This is a genomic window from Acinetobacter sp. CIP A162 (genome assembly GCF_000367905.1).
Lineage (GTDB): Bacteria > Pseudomonadota > Gammaproteobacteria > Pseudomonadales > Moraxellaceae > Acinetobacter > Acinetobacter lwoffii.
The window spans coordinates 424,226-438,716 of the sequence record NZ_KB849158.1 but is presented as its reverse complement, the minus strand read 5'-3'; the positions used below and the strand labels follow the sequence as shown (position 1 = coordinate 438,716).

Below are 14,491 nucleotides of genomic sequence, written 5' to 3'. Positions count from 1 at the left end.
GTTTTGTTTAGACAGAATTACCCGATTCAGTGTATATAATGGGCTCAATATAAATCAATTTATTGGATTATTTATGTCCGATTGGCCACCAAAACCTGAAAATCAAATACAAAATACGCAACAACCAGTTCAACCGACTGGTCCGGAATGGAAACTGCTGGAAAAAGCAGTTTTAGCTTCTGTTGAAGAACAGCGCCGTGCACGCCGTTGGGGAATTTTCTTTAAATTTCTGACTTTTGCTTATCTGCTTGTTGTCATTTTGGCATTAGGCAAAAGCTGTAGTTCAGTTTCTTCAGATGCTAGCGCTGCTGCGGGTTCGCATATCGCAGTCGTGGATATTGTGGGTACGATTGCAGCCGACAAGCAAAGTGTGAATAGTAACAATACGATTAAATCACTGAAAAAAGCCTTTGAAAATAAACAAAGTAAAGCGGTAGTAATGAATATTAACTCGCCGGGTGGTTCACCAGTGCAGTCTGATGAGATCTGGCAGGAAATCCAGTATCTGAAAAAGCAGCATCCTCAGAAAAAACTCTATGCTGTAATTGGTGATACCGGTGCTTCAGGGGCCTATTATATTGCCTCTGCTGCGGATGAAATTATTGTCAATCCTTCCAGTTTAGTCGGTTCTATCGGTGTGATCATGCCGAATTATGGTGTGACTAATTTGCTGCAAAAGCTTGGGGTTGAAGACCGCACCATGACTTCAGGTGAAAATAAAGCCCTGCTGTCGATGACTCAACCAGTCGATCCTGCACAAAAAGCCCATGTACAAGGTGTTCTGGATAATGTGCATGGTCATTTTATTAATGCCGTAAAACAGGGGCGTGGCAATAAATTGAAATCCAATGATCCTGCGATTTTCTCTGGTTTATTCTGGACGGGGGATCAGGCAGTGAAATTAGGGATTGCGGATCGTATCGGTAGCTTAAATACCTTGAAACGTGAATTGAAAACTGAAAAAGCGTTCAATTACACCATTGAATATAGTCCATTTGAATCAGTCTTGGGCCGTATGGGATCATCCATTGGGGATGGAATTGCTTCTTCGGTTGCACAGAAGCTTCAGTCAGAAAACAGTACGACACTGCAATGAAACCACTGATTCATTTCGCGCACGCCAATGGCGTGCCATCCAAAGTCTATCAAAAGCTGTTTGATGGATTGCAAGATGATTACGATATTATCTATGTGCCGCTTTTAGGGCCGGATAAGCGTTATCCGGTTGATAACCATTGGAAAAGCCTGACCCAGCAAGTGATTGACAGTATTGTGCGTCAGTCACATGGGCGACCCGTGATTGGTCTGGGCCATTCTTTGGGATCCGTGTTAACTCTGCAGGCGGCTTTACAGCGCCCGGAACTGTTTTCACAAATGATCATGCTGGACCCGCCAATGATTATGGGCAAAGAAGCCTTTGCCTTGCATATCGCCAAGACTTTTCGTTTAAAAGCATTGGATAAAATGTCTCCGGCAGGTTTGTCGAAACGCCGTCGAGATCATTGGGTTTCACGGGAACAAGCCGCTGAATTGCTGCGCCCTAAAGGTTTTTATCAGGATTTTGATGCAGATTGTTTCCAGGCTTATATTGATTATGCCTTGCAGGAGGATCCCATCCGGGGTGGAGTAGAACTCACTATCCCTAAAAGGGATGAGGTCGCAGTCTTTAGAACCAATCCGTCACTGTGGTGGTTGCCTCAGGCAAAACCAAAAATTCCTGTGCATCTGGTCGTTGCCGAGAAAGGCCCATTTCTGGCCCGTAAGTTCCCGCAACAAGTGCAAAAGAAGTTTGGTATTCCTTTTACCGTAGTGGATGGCGGGCATATGTTCCCATTGGAACAACCCGATCAAGTAGCTGGCTTGGTAAGGCAATTGATTCACCAGCAGTCTACCTAAGTTGTTGAATATTTTGAAAATAAAAAACGCATCCGAGGATGCGTTTTTTTATATCTAAATTTTTTTAGAACTTGCAGAATTGAACAGGCGCTTGCATTTTCTCATTTCGATACAGCACACCGTCTTCAGTATGTTGAATCGTACCGCTACAAATCCATTCTACGACTTGTGGATAGATTACATGCTCGAGGCTATGCACACGTGTTGCCAAACTTTCTACCGTATCGTGGTGAGAAACCTTGAGAACACCTTGAGCAAGCGCTTGCCCTGCATCCAGCTCAGCCGTAACATAATGCACCGTACAGCCGTGCAGAACATCACCGGTATTGAGTACACGCTGATGCGTATGCATACCTTTATAATAAGGCAATAGGGAAGGATGAATGTTCAACATTTTGCCTTCCCAGGCTTTCACAAATTTTTCACTTAAAATTCGCATAAAGCCGGCAAGCACCACCAGATCTACATCCCAATCGAGTAACTGTTGATGCATCACATCATCAAAAGCTTCACGATTCGGATATTGCTTGTGTTCAATAATTGCAGTCTGAATCCCTGCGTGCTGTGCACGTGTTAAAGCAAAGGCTTCAGGTTTGTTGGAAATCACGCCTACAATTTGGCCTGAAAGATTGGCATCAATCAAGGCTTGCAGATTTGATCCACTACCTGAAACAAGTACAGCAATTTTAATCATGCGAAATTACGCGAAGATCACACGAATTTTTTCGTCTGCACCTGCAACCGATTCAGCATTGTCTTGAATCTGACCCATTGCCCATGCTTTTTCGCCAAGCTGGTTGAGTAATTCAACAGTTTTGTCTGCATCAGCTGCATCAACGACCAGCACCATACCAACGCCACAGTTGAAAGTACGATACATTTCAAATTGTTCTACGCCGCCTTCACGTTGTAGAAGCTTGAATAGCTCAGGCCACTCCCAAGAAGATTCATTCACAAGCGCTTGAGCACCGTTTGGAAGTACGCGCGGCAAGTTACCTGGTAAACCACCACCCGTGATGTGTGCCATCGCATGCACATCAACGTGTTTTAACAGTTCAAGAATTGGTTTGACATAAATACGTGTTGGTTCCATTGCAGCATCTGCAAGTGGGCGACCATCCACGATTTGATTCAGGTCAACGTTTTTCACGTCCAGGATTTTACGAAGCAGTGAGTAGCCGTTTGAGTGCGCACCTGAAGAAGCTACACCAATTAAAACGTCACCCGCTTTGACTTTAGAGCCATCAATAATTTTGCTTTGCTCAACAACACCGACACAGAAACCTGCAAGATCGTAATCTTCGCCTTCATACATGCCTGGCATTTCAGCAGTTTCACCGCCAACTAATGCACAGCCAGCAAGTTCACAACCAGCGCCAATACCAGTGACTACATTTGCAGCAACATCAACATTTAAGTGACCAGTTGCATAATAATCAAGGAAGAACAGTGGCTCAGCACCACAGACAAGAAGGTCATTCACGCACATTGCAACCAGGTCTTGACCAATTGTGTCATGACGGTTCAAATTCAGTGCCAGACGTAATTTTGTACCAACACCATCTGTGCCAGATACGAGAACAGGTTCTTCATAACCTTTAGGAATTTTACAAAGTGCACCAAAGCCACCTAGACCGCCCATAACTTCGGGACGTGAGGTACGCTTAGCGACAGATTTGATACGATCGACTAACGCGTCGCCCGCCTCAATGTCGACACCTGCATCTTTGTAGCTTAAACCAGTGTTTGGGGTAGAAGTTGAGTTGCTCATAATGAAGTCTCCGCATTCGCGGGTGCGATTATAACCTGAATATGTAAAACTCTTATGGTATTTGTGGCCTAAAATGCTATCTTTATTAAAATATTTTAATTTTTAGAATGATTAATAGAGAAAAGGCAAGATTCTATGGTCGATCGTACTTTACGGCGCATTCTTATACTTGCTGGTATAGCATTGATACTTTGGGTTTTATATCTGCTTAAACCAGTTGTAGTTCCTTTTGTTGCAGCTTTTCTAATTGCTTATTTATTTAGCCCCTTGGTTAATGTTTTGCACCGCATTGGGCTGGCTCGATGGCTCTCGATCAGTATCGTATTTATCGGGATTGGGATCGTGGTTACATTGGTGATGTGGTATCTGGTGCCACTAGTCTGGCAGCAGCTGATGTATGCGCGTGATAGCATTCCGGCCGGGATTCACTGGATCAATTACACGTTCCTACCTTGGCTTTCCGATAGCTTTAATCTGGTTCCGATGGAGATCGATACTGACCAGATTTCCTCAGTAGTAATGGACTATGTCCAGACCAATTATAGTGCTGACAGTATTCAGGCAATGCTGCTGAAACTGGCACAATCTGGTCTGAACTTTATCCAGATTGGTGGCACGATTGTCCTGATTCCGATTATTGCCTTTTATTTCTTGCTGGATTGGGATCGTATGTTAGACAGCTTACGCCGTCTAATTCCCCGTCCTTATGAAAAAACAACCTTAACTATTGTGAGTGAATGTCATAGTGTGTTAGGTGCCTTTGTCAAAGGTCAGTTCCTAGTCATGGTTCTGCTGGGCGTAGTCTATGCAGTGGGACTGCAACTGATTGGCCTAGAGATTGGCTTGATCATCGGGATGATTGCCGGATTGTGCAGTATCATTCCGTATCTTGGTTTTGCGGTTGGAATTATTGCCGCAGTCATTGCAACCTTTTTCCAATTTGGAATCGACTGGTGGCAACTGGTATTGGTCGGGATTGTCTTTATGGTCGGGCAGGCCGTCGAAGGCTATATTCTGCAACCGTTCTTGCTAGGTGATAAAATCGGTCTTTCTCCTGTAGCTGTAGTGTTTGCAGTTCTGGCAGGTGCACAACTGGCCGGTTTCTTGGGCATGCTGATTGCCTTACCGGTGGCAGCCGTGATTGTGGTACTGCTGCGGCATATCCGTGAGTATTATGAACATACGCCATTTTATGGTGATCGGGCTGTTATCATACAAGATGCATCTACCGGTTCAATCAATATTGAAACAGCAGACTTAGATGTTGATATTGAAATGAAAAAGCCACAGAAAAAACCGCTGCAAGCAGAGGAGAACTCAAGTAAAATTCACGATCCACATCGTAAAGACTCATAAGGCCAAAAAATCGTATGCGTCAATTGCAGTTAGATATAGAACCTCAGCTCGATGCCCGAATCAGTGATTTTTCAGGGCCGGGTTGGGGGCATGTCATTGATGCTGTCCGTCAATTACATGCAGGCCTCATCAACCAATTTTATGTCTATGGGGGAGCCGGTACAGGTAAAAGTCATTTGTTGTCTGCCATCTGTGACTCTTATCTGGAAGTAGGTAAATCTGCAATTCAGGTATCTTTGCTTGAGCTTTTAGATGCACCGACTGAGGCGATTACTTCTCTAGATCGTTTTGATCTGGTAGCACTTGATGATATCGAAGCGATTAGTGGCGTACCCCATTGGCAACGCGCAGTATTTCACTTGATTAATTATAATAATGAAGGTGGTGGGCAGTTGGTGTTTTCGTCACGTTTTGCACCTATCGAACTCAAACTCGAATTGCCAGATTTACAATCCCGTCTCACGCAGGCGGTCAGTACCCGTGTTCCGAGTGGCAGTTTGTATGCTGATCGCTATGCGCTGGTTTCCTCGGTACTCGATCGTCGTGGGATCCATTTAGACCCTCAAATCTTTGACTATTTACTAAGCCATGGGCCACATCAAACTTCAGTGCTGCTTCAAAGATTAGAGCAGATTATTCAATTGCTTAAAGGGGAAAAATTGAAAGTCAGCAATGCTAATCTGCGGCAGATATATGCCTTGATTGACGAATATCGGTAAAATATAAAAATTCTTGAGTAATTACTCAGTCTATGACACAGTAAGGCAAAATAATTCGCTGTTGCAAGGATTCTGCAACTTTAGAAGAAAAAGAAAGAAATAAAAATTAAGGAGAAGGTTATGCTCAAGAAGAGCATAGGCATAGCTTTGCTATGTATAGCGGGGCAGTCGTATAGTGCAGATATTATTGTAACCACTACAGAAGATATTGAAAAAGATGACAAGGAATGTTCACTTCGAGAAGCTGTTGAGTATGTTAACCGTGGCTTAGCTAAATCAGGTTTTATGGGGTGTGGTGGGGAGAACTCATCCAGTACCATTATTTTAAAAGAAAAAAATACTTATGTGTTGAACCAGCATATCGCGATTAAAAAATCTCTTACCATCCGTGCGGTCGCAGAAAGTGATGGCGAATTCAGTACGGATGAAAAAGCATTAGGCTTGCATAATGCTCATATTCAAATGAAAGGTACTGATAACCTTTTCCGGATTAACAGTACAGATACATTGGTTCAGTTAAATTTGAAAGAACTGGATCTTGAAGGCTGTGGTAAAACCAGTTGTGCTGAACAAGGTGGCCTAATTTATAATAAAGGTCAGCTAATTCTAGAATATAACCGTCTATTTAATGCTGCTGCCAACTTGGGTGGGGCAATTTATAATGCTGGCAAGTTTGGTCAGAACTTAACAAGCCGTGCACAAATTAAAAATAGTCTGATCGAAAATAATAAAGCCCAACGAGGCGGGATCCTGTATAGCGAGCTACCTGCTTTCCTCATTTATCAAAGTGTACTTAAAAATAATCAGACACTGGATAATTCCGCGACCAATATTTATAGCGCGGGACAGTTTGCTGACTCCAGTAAAGATCAAGGTATTAGTGGGGAGATATTAAGTAGTACGATACTAAAAAATAAGGGTGTACTCATTAATGTCCTGGATGGGATGGGATTGAATAATCTCACCATAGTTGATAATGAAAATACTGCTTTACGCATCCATGCGCCGTATGGAAGAGCCTATGTAGCGAATAGTATTATTTTAAGAAATGGTACACAGGATTGCCAAATTATCACTGGTGACAAGTCTGTGTCGCAAAATAATCTACTGACAGCCTCGTGTGGTGTAGGGGATTCCGTCGCACCGAACCAATTCTGGAGTGGTACACGACTTTTTGCTGAATCCTCAGATAAAAGTGAAGGTGCTTGTCAGACCCTAGAAGAAAATAATAATGCCATACTTTGTCCATACAGCGTTCCTAAAGGACAATTTCTCGGTTATATGCGTCCACGAATTTTGTTGAACTATATCCTTGTGAATGAATCGCCGATTGTGAATAGAGGCACAGGATTGAATCTGGCAAATCCAACAGTAGCATGTGAGGCGGCAGATCAGCGCGGGATCAACCGTTTGATGGATAATCTGTTTTGTGATCGTGGTGCTGTTGAAATCACGATACCAATCTCAGGCAGTCTGGTGGGACAAGATCTGTTAAAGGGTGAAATTGCCAAGTTTTCAATTGAATCTTATCTGGGAGATAGTGATTTAATTCCAAAAGAACAGTGTAATGCCATTGTTGGTCAGAATCCGACGGGGGAGCCTTGGCAAGATGGCTGTTTGAAAGTGGTACAAACCAAAACAGCTTCCAAGGGTAAAACAATCATCGATATTCATGGCAATGTCGTTTATACCCCGGATTCTACCTGGCATGGAGCAGATATTTTCGAACTACAAGTGGTGACCTCATCGACACGGTTTAATAAAAGTAAACCTTATTTGACTATTACTACTCAAATTGTTCAGGAGCCAAAAAATGAAATGGAAGACAAAGCAGTCAAAACTTCAGGCGGCTCATGGGGTGGTGGTGGGCTACTGATTTTACTCGGATTAATAGGTTTACGCCGTGGATTAAAAGATTAAGGAAAAATCATGAAAAATTATAAAAAAGGACTGCTTGCGGCCATGATTTTATCTGCCATGAGTTTGATGGCAGCCGAAGATAAAACGATATATGTAACTACTTTTGCTGATGAAGATGGCGAGAATAATAATGCCTGTTCTTTGCGAGAAGCCATTAAAACTGCAAAACTGGATAAATCTTATGGCGGATGTAATGTAGGACGTACGCTTCGATTGGATGGTTCAGCTGCAGATGTGATTCAGCTTGAAGCAGGCGAGTACAAATTAGATAAAGAGCTGATCGTAGAGTCAGCGCTCAAAATTTATGGGAAAACTCCGCTTAACTATGCTAGTCGTAGTCCGATTACGCTGTTATATCCAACCCGGGAGGCTTTAAAAAGTACTATTTCAGGCCAGGGGAAAACCAGATTATTTAATAGTATGGCCAGCCAATCCAGTCTGGAAATTCATCATCTGATCTTAAAGGATGGCTATGCAGCAATAAATACCTTGGATAAAGGTAATGGCGGTACTTTTTATGTAGCAGGGCCTTTAAGTATTAATACCAGTGAAATAGTAAATTCCCGAGCTGCTGCAGAAGGTGGGGCGATTTATAGTGTAGCAATGAATACGGAAAGGAATATTGTTATTCAGGATTCTTTAATTCAAAAAAATCAGGCGAGTTCATATGGTAGTGTTTTGGCAATGGACTGTCAGGGAAATTTAGGTACAACTCAAACCAATGTGAAAATTAATTCCAGTAGTATTGTTAAAAATGGTTCAGACACTGCTAACAGTATTATTGATTTTTGTGGCTATGCCACAGTAGAAATTGTTAACTCTACTATTGCGAAGAATACTGCCAGTACCACAGGACATATTGTGCGTATGACGAATGAAGTTAATCGTCCGCTCAGTAAATTCTCTAGTTTAACTGCATTAAGTAATACTATTGTTGAAAATACAGCCCAATCTACTTTATTTTATGACAATACCGGTTTTAGATATTTTAATTTCAATGTTTTAGCCTTTAACCAAGGCCTGTCTTGTGAATATGCCTTAAATCAGGGGAATCCGACCAAGGCACAACGTGTTGAATTTTCTACAATTCGAAATGCAATTCAAACGACTGGGCCATCACGTTGCGTATTGCCAGAATTAGACGAAGATACTACTTCAAATAATCTTGATGTCTCTAACAATATAATCAGCAGTTTATTAACAAATTATATTGAGCCTGCTATTGATAATCGCTATTTAGGGCTATATTACCCGCGTGATAATCAGACCGCAACGGATTTGGTAGATATCGGAGTGAGTGGCTGTATTGAACAAGACCAGCGTGGTATTGATCGTGTGATTGGATCCACATTAACATTTGATCCAAGTGCAAAAAATACTTGTGAGATCGGCTCAGTTGAAATCCGACGTTTGACTGCAGCCGATATTACGGACTTGCAAAATAAGAGTTTGGTAGAACTCAATGACTTTTATCAGGAGAATATAGATGATCTCGAAGAAATCATTGCTGATAAAAATACTCCAGAAAATGAGCTTCCTGGTTTAAAGGAAGAATTGAAAAGTTATCAGGATTTGCTTAAATATACCAAGCAATATCAGAAATATCGTGCAATCTATATTAATCCTTTTATCTTGGCTATGCCTCAAGAAACTCTAACCAATGATAAGATTCAAATTAAAGCCTTAAATTCAGAAAATTATGAGGTCAGTGTAAAAACTTTAGGTGTTGGTAAGTTAATTGGTACTGGTAATTCGACCACTGTGGAAGGAAATCCCAATGATCCAAATCTTAAATGTGAGTGGAAACCTGATTTAAACCGGATCATGATGTATCGCACTGATGGTAAGCAGACCAGTTCGGTTGATATGGAGTTCTGTAGTTATACACTTAAAGACCAGGCTACAGGTGTAAGCAGTGCTGGCCTCTTAAGAGCAGCTTTTAACAACATTGCACCGATTGCAAAAGATGATGAATATCGGCTTAGTCCAGAGAATAATCTTACAGTGATGGTAAATCCGCTTGAAAATGATAGTGATGATGGGGATGGGCCTCTACCATCAGGAAAGTCGGCTTTTTATCAAGATAAAGATGGAAAAGAGATCCCGATTCATATTGTTAAGCTGCCTGCGGGAGTTTCACTGAAGGCAGAGCGACAAGGAGCCTGTCCTGATACCTACCAAAATCAGACCTGTTATGGTGGACAGCTGACATTTAGTGTAAAAAATAATTTAAGCCAGGCAAATTACAGCATGGATTATGCGATTTTTGATGCTGATGAAAAAATGTCAGAAAAAGCGACAATCTTGTTACGTAATACAGTTAAAAATACGAATACGTCCTCAAGTGGTGGTGGGGCAATTGGAATGTGGGGGCTACTAGGATTATTAGGGCTTGCAGCTTATCGACGCTTAAGAAAATAAAATATGATTGAAACATCAAAAAAGCCTCCATATGGAGGCTTTTTTATATTAAGTTTTTAATGCGAGTTAGGCTGCTGAGTCACTTGCTGATATTTGAGAATGTATTCTTCGCGAATGGCAAGGCGTTGCTCAGGAGACGCTTTTTGCATACGTGCGCCCAGTTCTTTGCGTTCCTGACTGCTCATCATTTGCCAAGTCTCACGCATTCTTTGTTTTTCCGCATTAGGGAGTTGAGTAAACCAGTCCATACGCTGCTGTAAGCTAACACGTTGTTGTTCGGGGATTTCTTTTAGAGATTGGTAACGTTTAATCAGTGCCAATTGTTCAGAATCAGAAAGACTATCCCAAGTATCAGTTACTTGGGTATTCGCATCCTTGGAAAATAGCCAAAAACGTTCAAATCCTGCAAAGCTGGTTTGCAGAAAACTGAACGCACAAAAAGCAATCACCAATTTTTTAGCTGCCATGTGGAACTTTGTCCTCACCTAAAACCATTAACATTTCTAAATCTTCAAGCATTTGCGGAGACAGTTTTGGGACTGACACCATTTGAGTTTGCGGCTCGTTATGGTCCGAAAGATTCGGTAATACCACAACGCCTGCAATCGCAGCTGCCAAAGCAAAGCCAGACATTTTTAGAAATGCAAAGCGTGAATGTTTTGAATCCTGAATTTCTTCAAGAACATGGTGCATGACAACAGGTTTGTCTTTATGTTGTTGTGCCAGTCCATCAAGTTTGGAAGTTACTTGTTTTAAGAAATCATCTTGATTCATTCGGATGACCCTCCCAGATATGGATTTAAATGTGCTAAGGAGGCGCGTAAACCTTGGATAGCACGGTGATAATGGGTTTTTACACTGCCTTCTGTGCAGTTCATAATTTGTGCGGTGGTATGCGTATCAAATCCTTCCCAGGCTCTGAGCATAAATGCCTGCTGCTGACGCACAGGCAATTTTGCAATCGCTTCCTGGATTTCTTCAGCAGTAACTGCCTGATCGAGAAAGTCCAGTGGCGTTGGTGTTGATTCATCGACGACATCATCAAATTCAATTTCGTCGTCATCAAGACTGACTTTTTTGAAAAATGAAAACATTTGACCACGCCGTGACTCTTTACGGCGCCAGTCCTGTAACTTGTTGTTGAGAATGGTATAAAACAGGGGATACCATTCTTCAGTGCTTTTTTCTGCATAGGATTTGTGTAAGGAAATGAAAGCTTCCTGAACCAGATCCATGGCAATACCATGATGACCTTGAGTCGCACTTTCCATCATCACCAAAGCACGCCCAGTCACATCCTGCATGAAATTCTTCAGACGTGCTTCAGCCGTACTCTTCAGAATACTTACATCGTGTGTTTGCAACTGTTTTGGTGCTAAATCCATAGAGATGGAAAATCCTGTCATTGGACACCCACCATTATTCCCAAGTTCATAATCATATAACGTTGGGAATCCTGGTTTGGTTGACAATTAAGTTTATTATTTTTGTAGTTTAATCTATTTTATACACGGGCAGGGTCGTATTAAAACACTGTAACCTAAATCCCTAATTAGATACGTTGACGTACCATTTCAAAAAAACAGATCGAACCCGCAATGGCGACATTCAGTGATTCCTGACCCCCAGGTTGCGGAATGCTCACGGCTTCAGCATGTTGCATCGCATAATCAGACACGCCTTGGCCTTCATTGCCCAGAATCCACACGCAAGGTTTACGTAAGTCTTTTGAATATAGGCTTTCAGCACGGTGTGAGCTGGTTACATAAACAGGGATTTGAAATTGCTCAAGAATTTGTTTAAGCGCGATATTTTCAAAGGTTTGCAGTGTGAAATGTGCACCCATACCGGCACGTAATACGCGTGGAGACCAGAGCGATGCAGAACCTTTGGTACACACAATCTGTTCAATACCGGCAGCAGCAGCCGAGCGAAGCAGGGTGCCTACATTACCCGGATCCTGTACATTTTCCAGAATCAAAGTGTCTGCTTTAAAATCCAATGCATAATTTGCTGTTGGTAAAGTCACCACAGCCAAACAGGCTAAAGATGTTCCTAAGGTGCTTAAATCTTTGTATAAAGACTCGCTTAGAACAAAGACCATACCTGTGTATTTTGCGAGAATTTTCTCGAAATCAGGATGTGAAAGTGCATGTTCAGTGGTGAAAATAGAATCAATCTTACGGTTTTCATGTAGCCAGGCGAGAGACAGATGCGTGCCTTCTAAAACCGTTTGACCCTGTTTTTTACGATAGGTATTTTGTTCAATTAAACCACGTAAGTGTTTAATCTTTGGATTATCTTTTGAATCAAGAAAAAAAGTTGGCATGGGAGATATAATCCACGGCAGCCGATTCAATATCGGCTGCTGCTATAAAAATTAGTTGTGGTAGCTGGTCACAAGATCAACTTCGTTTTTAGAACCAATGATCACTGGCACACGTTGATGTAGATCTGTCGGTTCAATCTCAAGAATACGCACACGACCTGTAGTCGATGCACCGCCAGCCTGTTCCATGAGCATGCTCATTGGGTTGGCTTCGTACATTAAACGCAGACGGCCTGCTTTAGCCGGATCTTTAAGGTCGTATGGATACATGAAGATACCGCTACGGCAAAGAATACGGTGAATGTCGCCCACCATACAGGCAACCCAGCGCATATTGAAGTCTTTTTCGCGAGGGCCAGTCTTGCCAGCTAACAATTCATCGATATAACGCTGTACTGGTGCTTCCCAATGACGCTGATTCGACGCATTAATCGCATATTCTTTAGTATCTGCAGCAACCTGAATGGCTTCAGAAGTCAGCAGGAATTCTTGAGTCTCAGGGTCATAGGTAAAGAACACCACGCCTGCGCCGACGGTTAATGCCAACATGGTCGATGGGCCATAAAGCACATAACCTGCAGCTACCTGATGAACACCGGCTTGCATAAAGTCTTCTGCCTGAGTCACAGCATTTTTTGCAGGAAGAATCGAGAAAATGGTACCAACACACATATTGATGTCGATATTGCTTGAACCGTCTAATGGATCGAACAATACCAGAAATTGACCATTTTCTTGTGCAGGGGTGAATTCATCTAGTTCTTCTGAGGCCAAACCACCCACATTTGGATGTTGCTGCAAGGCATCAATCAAATAGTCATTAGAAATGACATCTAGTTTCTTTTGCTCTTCGCCTTGAACGTTTTCATGCTGTGCACTTCCCAATACACCCGCTAAAGCACCTTTTTGCAGTAATTGATCAATATCTTTACAAGTGTTTGCAATTGTTTCAATAACTTGCGCAAGTTCAGGTGTGAGATTCCCGCTTTGTTGTTGTAAAAACTGGGATAAAGTGCGGTATGGCATAGGGGAAACTCCAAAACTTAAATCGGGAAAAAATGATCAAAACGATATGCGGCTATATTTTAGATGAGAACGTACTAAAAGAAAAATTAAACTGGATTATTTGTATCGATTTTGCCCTTGCAACTCCTGCGGAAAGTGCTATGTTGAAGACAAAGGAAAATTGAGAATAGGAGCACAGATATGACAACATTGAAGTTTGATGCGACTCCAACGCCAAGCGAAGGCATTACTTTAGATGATATCTCTGAAGACAAGATGAAAGAAGCCTGGCGGGATTATGAAGCAAAACCAGAGTACAAACAATTCAATAAACATGATCTGATCGAATCGATGCATCCGGCTGAACAAGATCAGCTTCCAAAGTAGACCGATTCTTTCATTGAAGAAAATAAAAAGCACTCATGATTGAGTGCTTTTTATTCGATGAAACAATCATGAATGAAAATTATTTCAACAATGGTGGTACCGCTTCATAATTAATTTCTACACGGCGGTTTTCTTTCCAGGCATTTTCGTCATGGCCAGCATTGATTGGCATTTCCTTACCATAGCTGACTGCTTCTAGTTGGCCAGGATTAACACCAGTTGTCACCAGGAAGCTTTCTACAGCTTTGGCACGACGCTCGCCAAGTGCCATGTTGTATTCACGGGTACCGCGTTCATCGGTATGGCCGGTGAGTGCTACACGTGAATTGGCATTGGCCATCAGGAACTGCGCATGGGCTTGCAGCGTATTTAAATCTTCATTGCTGAGTTCAGTACTGTCATAGTCAAAATGCACTACGCGTTTTGCCAAGAATGCTTTATTTTCTGCAGTAACGCCTTTTGCAGAAGCGCCTGCCATGTTTTGTGCATTCAGTGCTGCATCTTCACTCAGGCCTGCAGTATTCACAGTTGTTGTACCAGTTGTATCTAAACTACCCGTTTGAACTTCAGCGGCAGGCTTACGGCTCGCACAACCTGTCATGACAACAGCTGCTGCTAAAAGTGGCAAGGCAAATAATTTTACTTTGTTCATCTTCATCTCCATGAAGTTTGATTATGGGGTAAAGG

The 14,491-nt window shown here is 42.2% G+C and carries 15 protein-coding genes; 7 read left to right on the top strand and 8 right to left on the bottom strand.

Features of this window, described 5'->3' with window-relative positions; all coding sequences use genetic code 11:
* Positions 1 to 73 precede the first annotated feature (73 nt).
* Both sppA and F995_RS04765 read left to right on the top strand, forming a co-directional pair.
* On the top strand, positions 74 to 1,096 hold the full coding sequence (gene sppA / locus F995_RS04770; RefSeq protein WP_004645690.1) for a signal peptide peptidase SppA: 1,023 nt from the start codon (positions 74 to 76) through the stop codon (positions 1,094 to 1,096).
* A complete protein-coding gene (locus tag F995_RS04765) occupies positions 1,093 to 1,896 on the top strand; it encodes an alpha/beta fold hydrolase (protein ID WP_004645689.1) in 804 nt (267 codons plus the stop codon). The genes sppA and F995_RS04765 overlap by 4 nt, the downstream gene beginning before the upstream one ends.
* 64 nt (positions 1,897 to 1,960) lie before the next feature.
* On the opposite strand, the gene purN is transcribed toward F995_RS04765, so the two are convergent.
* Positions 1,961 to 2,590 (bottom strand): phosphoribosylglycinamide formyltransferase, encoded by a 630-nt coding sequence (gene purN, locus F995_RS04760; protein ID WP_004645688.1) that lies wholly within the window; start codon positions 2,588 to 2,590, stop codon positions 1,961 to 1,963.
* A 6-nt stretch (positions 2,591 to 2,596) separates the two neighbouring features.
* Positions 2,597 to 3,667, bottom strand: coding sequence for a phosphoribosylformylglycinamidine cyclo-ligase (gene purM / locus F995_RS04755; RefSeq protein ID WP_004645687.1), 1,071 nt, complete (start codon positions 3,665 to 3,667; stop codon positions 2,597 to 2,599).
* A gap of 135 nt (positions 3,668 to 3,802) precedes the next feature.
* Here purM and cxpE point away from each other — a divergent pair, with 135 nt between their 5' ends.
* The 4 genes from cxpE to F995_RS04735 all read left to right on the top strand — a co-directional run bounded on the left by cxpE (position 3,803) and on the right by F995_RS04735 (position 10,083).
* Complete coding sequence (gene cxpE, locus F995_RS04750) at positions 3,803 to 5,023, top strand: chloramphenicol efflux transporter CxpE (protein ID WP_004645686.1); 1,221 nt, start codon at positions 3,803 to 3,805, stop codon at positions 5,021 to 5,023.
* A 14-nt stretch (positions 5,024 to 5,037) separates the two neighbouring features.
* A complete protein-coding gene (gene hda / locus F995_RS04745; protein WP_004645685.1) occupies positions 5,038 to 5,742 on the top strand; it encodes a DnaA regulatory inactivator Hda in 705 nt (234 codons plus the stop codon).
* 120 nt (positions 5,743 to 5,862) lie between these two features.
* On the top strand, positions 5,863 to 7,662 hold the full coding sequence (rbtA, locus tag F995_RS04740) for a rhombotarget A (RefSeq protein ID WP_004645683.1): 1,800 nt from the start codon (positions 5,863 to 5,865) through the stop codon (positions 7,660 to 7,662).
* Between the two features lie 9 nt (positions 7,663 to 7,671).
* Positions 7,672 to 10,083 carry a CSLREA domain-containing protein gene (locus F995_RS04735; protein WP_004645682.1) on the top strand — a complete coding sequence of 804 codons (2,412 nt, stop codon included), beginning with the start codon at positions 7,672 to 7,674 and terminating at the stop codon, positions 10,081 to 10,083.
* Positions 10,084 to 10,139: 56 nt separating this feature from the next.
* On the opposite strand, the gene F995_RS04730 is transcribed toward F995_RS04735, so the two are convergent.
* The 5 genes from F995_RS04730 to F995_RS04710 form a co-directional block, all read right to left on the bottom strand.
* The gene (locus F995_RS04730) at positions 10,140 to 10,550 is read right to left on the bottom strand and encodes a DUF3106 domain-containing protein (protein ID WP_004645681.1); all 411 of its coding nucleotides are present in this window, start codon (positions 10,548 to 10,550) and stop codon (positions 10,140 to 10,142) included.
* Entirely contained in the window at positions 10,540 to 10,857 is a 318-nt protein-coding gene (locus F995_RS04725) for a hypothetical protein (protein ID WP_004645680.1), read from the bottom strand. Before F995_RS04725 ends, F995_RS04730 begins: the two co-directional genes overlap by 11 nt.
* A complete protein-coding gene (locus F995_RS04720; protein ID WP_004645678.1) occupies positions 10,854 to 11,468 on the bottom strand; it encodes an RNA polymerase sigma factor in 615 nt (204 codons plus the stop codon). Before F995_RS04720 ends, F995_RS04725 begins: the two co-directional genes overlap by 4 nt.
* 167 nt (positions 11,469 to 11,635) lie before the next feature.
* Positions 11,636 to 12,412, bottom strand: coding sequence for a TrmH family RNA methyltransferase (locus tag F995_RS04715; protein WP_004645677.1), 777 nt, complete (start codon positions 12,410 to 12,412; stop codon positions 11,636 to 11,638).
* Between the two features lie 51 nt (positions 12,413 to 12,463).
* On the bottom strand, positions 12,464 to 13,438 hold the full coding sequence (locus F995_RS04710; RefSeq protein WP_004645676.1) for a class 1 fructose-bisphosphatase: 975 nt from the start codon (positions 13,436 to 13,438) through the stop codon (positions 12,464 to 12,466).
* A gap of 180 nt (positions 13,439 to 13,618) precedes the next feature.
* Here F995_RS04710 and F995_RS04705 point away from each other — a divergent pair, with 180 nt between their 5' ends.
* On the top strand, positions 13,619 to 13,804 hold the full coding sequence (locus F995_RS04705) for an NF038105 family protein (RefSeq protein WP_004645674.1): 186 nt from the start codon (positions 13,619 to 13,621) through the stop codon (positions 13,802 to 13,804).
* A 79-nt stretch (positions 13,805 to 13,883) separates the two neighbouring features.
* Here F995_RS04705 and pal read toward each other — a convergent pair whose 3' ends face one another.
* Positions 13,884 to 14,456, bottom strand: coding sequence for a peptidoglycan-associated lipoprotein Pal (pal, locus tag F995_RS04700; RefSeq protein ID WP_004645673.1), 573 nt, complete (start codon positions 14,454 to 14,456; stop codon positions 13,884 to 13,886).
* Between the last annotated feature and the right edge of the window lie 35 nt (positions 14,457 to 14,491).

What these genes read in the sequence shown, in the direction of transcription:
- hda (WP_004645685.1), top strand. Translation starts at nt 5,038, where the DNA reads ATGCGTCAATTGCAGTTAGATATAGAACCTCAGCTCGATGCCCGAATC.
- purM (WP_004645687.1), bottom strand. Translation starts at nt 3,667, where the DNA reads ATGAGCAACTCAACTTCTACCCCAAACACTGGTTTAAGCTACAAAGAT.
- pal (WP_004645673.1), bottom strand. Translation starts at nt 14,456, where the DNA reads ATGAACAAAGTAAAATTATTTGCCTTGCCACTTTTAGCAGCAGCTGTT.
- cxpE (WP_004645686.1), top strand. Translation starts at nt 3,803, where the DNA reads ATGGTCGATCGTACTTTACGGCGCATTCTTATACTTGCTGGTATAGCA.
- sppA (WP_004645690.1), top strand. Translation starts at nt 74, where the DNA reads ATGTCCGATTGGCCACCAAAACCTGAAAATCAAATACAAAATACGCAA.
- F995_RS04765 (WP_004645689.1), top strand. Translation starts at nt 1,093, where the DNA reads ATGAAACCACTGATTCATTTCGCGCACGCCAATGGCGTGCCATCCAAA.
- rbtA (WP_004645683.1), top strand. Translation starts at nt 5,863, where the DNA reads ATGCTCAAGAAGAGCATAGGCATAGCTTTGCTATGTATAGCGGGGCAG.
- F995_RS04730 (WP_004645681.1), bottom strand. Translation starts at nt 10,550, where the DNA reads ATGGCAGCTAAAAAATTGGTGATTGCTTTTTGTGCGTTCAGTTTTCTG.
- F995_RS04705 (WP_004645674.1), top strand. Translation starts at nt 13,619, where the DNA reads ATGACAACATTGAAGTTTGATGCGACTCCAACGCCAAGCGAAGGCATT.
- F995_RS04715 (WP_004645677.1), bottom strand. Translation starts at nt 12,412, where the DNA reads ATGCCAACTTTTTTTCTTGATTCAAAAGATAATCCAAAGATTAAACAC.
- purN (WP_004645688.1), bottom strand. Translation starts at nt 2,590, where the DNA reads ATGATTAAAATTGCTGTACTTGTTTCAGGTAGTGGATCAAATCTGCAA.
- F995_RS04735 (WP_004645682.1), top strand. Translation starts at nt 7,672, where the DNA reads ATGAAAAATTATAAAAAAGGACTGCTTGCGGCCATGATTTTATCTGCC.
- F995_RS04720 (WP_004645678.1), bottom strand. Translation starts at nt 11,468, where the DNA reads ATGGATTTAGCACCAAAACAGTTGCAAACACACGATGTAAGTATTCTG.
- F995_RS04725 (WP_004645680.1), bottom strand. Translation starts at nt 10,857, where the DNA reads ATGAATCAAGATGATTTCTTAAAACAAGTAACTTCCAAACTTGATGGA.
- F995_RS04710 (WP_004645676.1), bottom strand. Translation starts at nt 13,438, where the DNA reads ATGCCATACCGCACTTTATCCCAGTTTTTACAACAACAAAGCGGGAAT.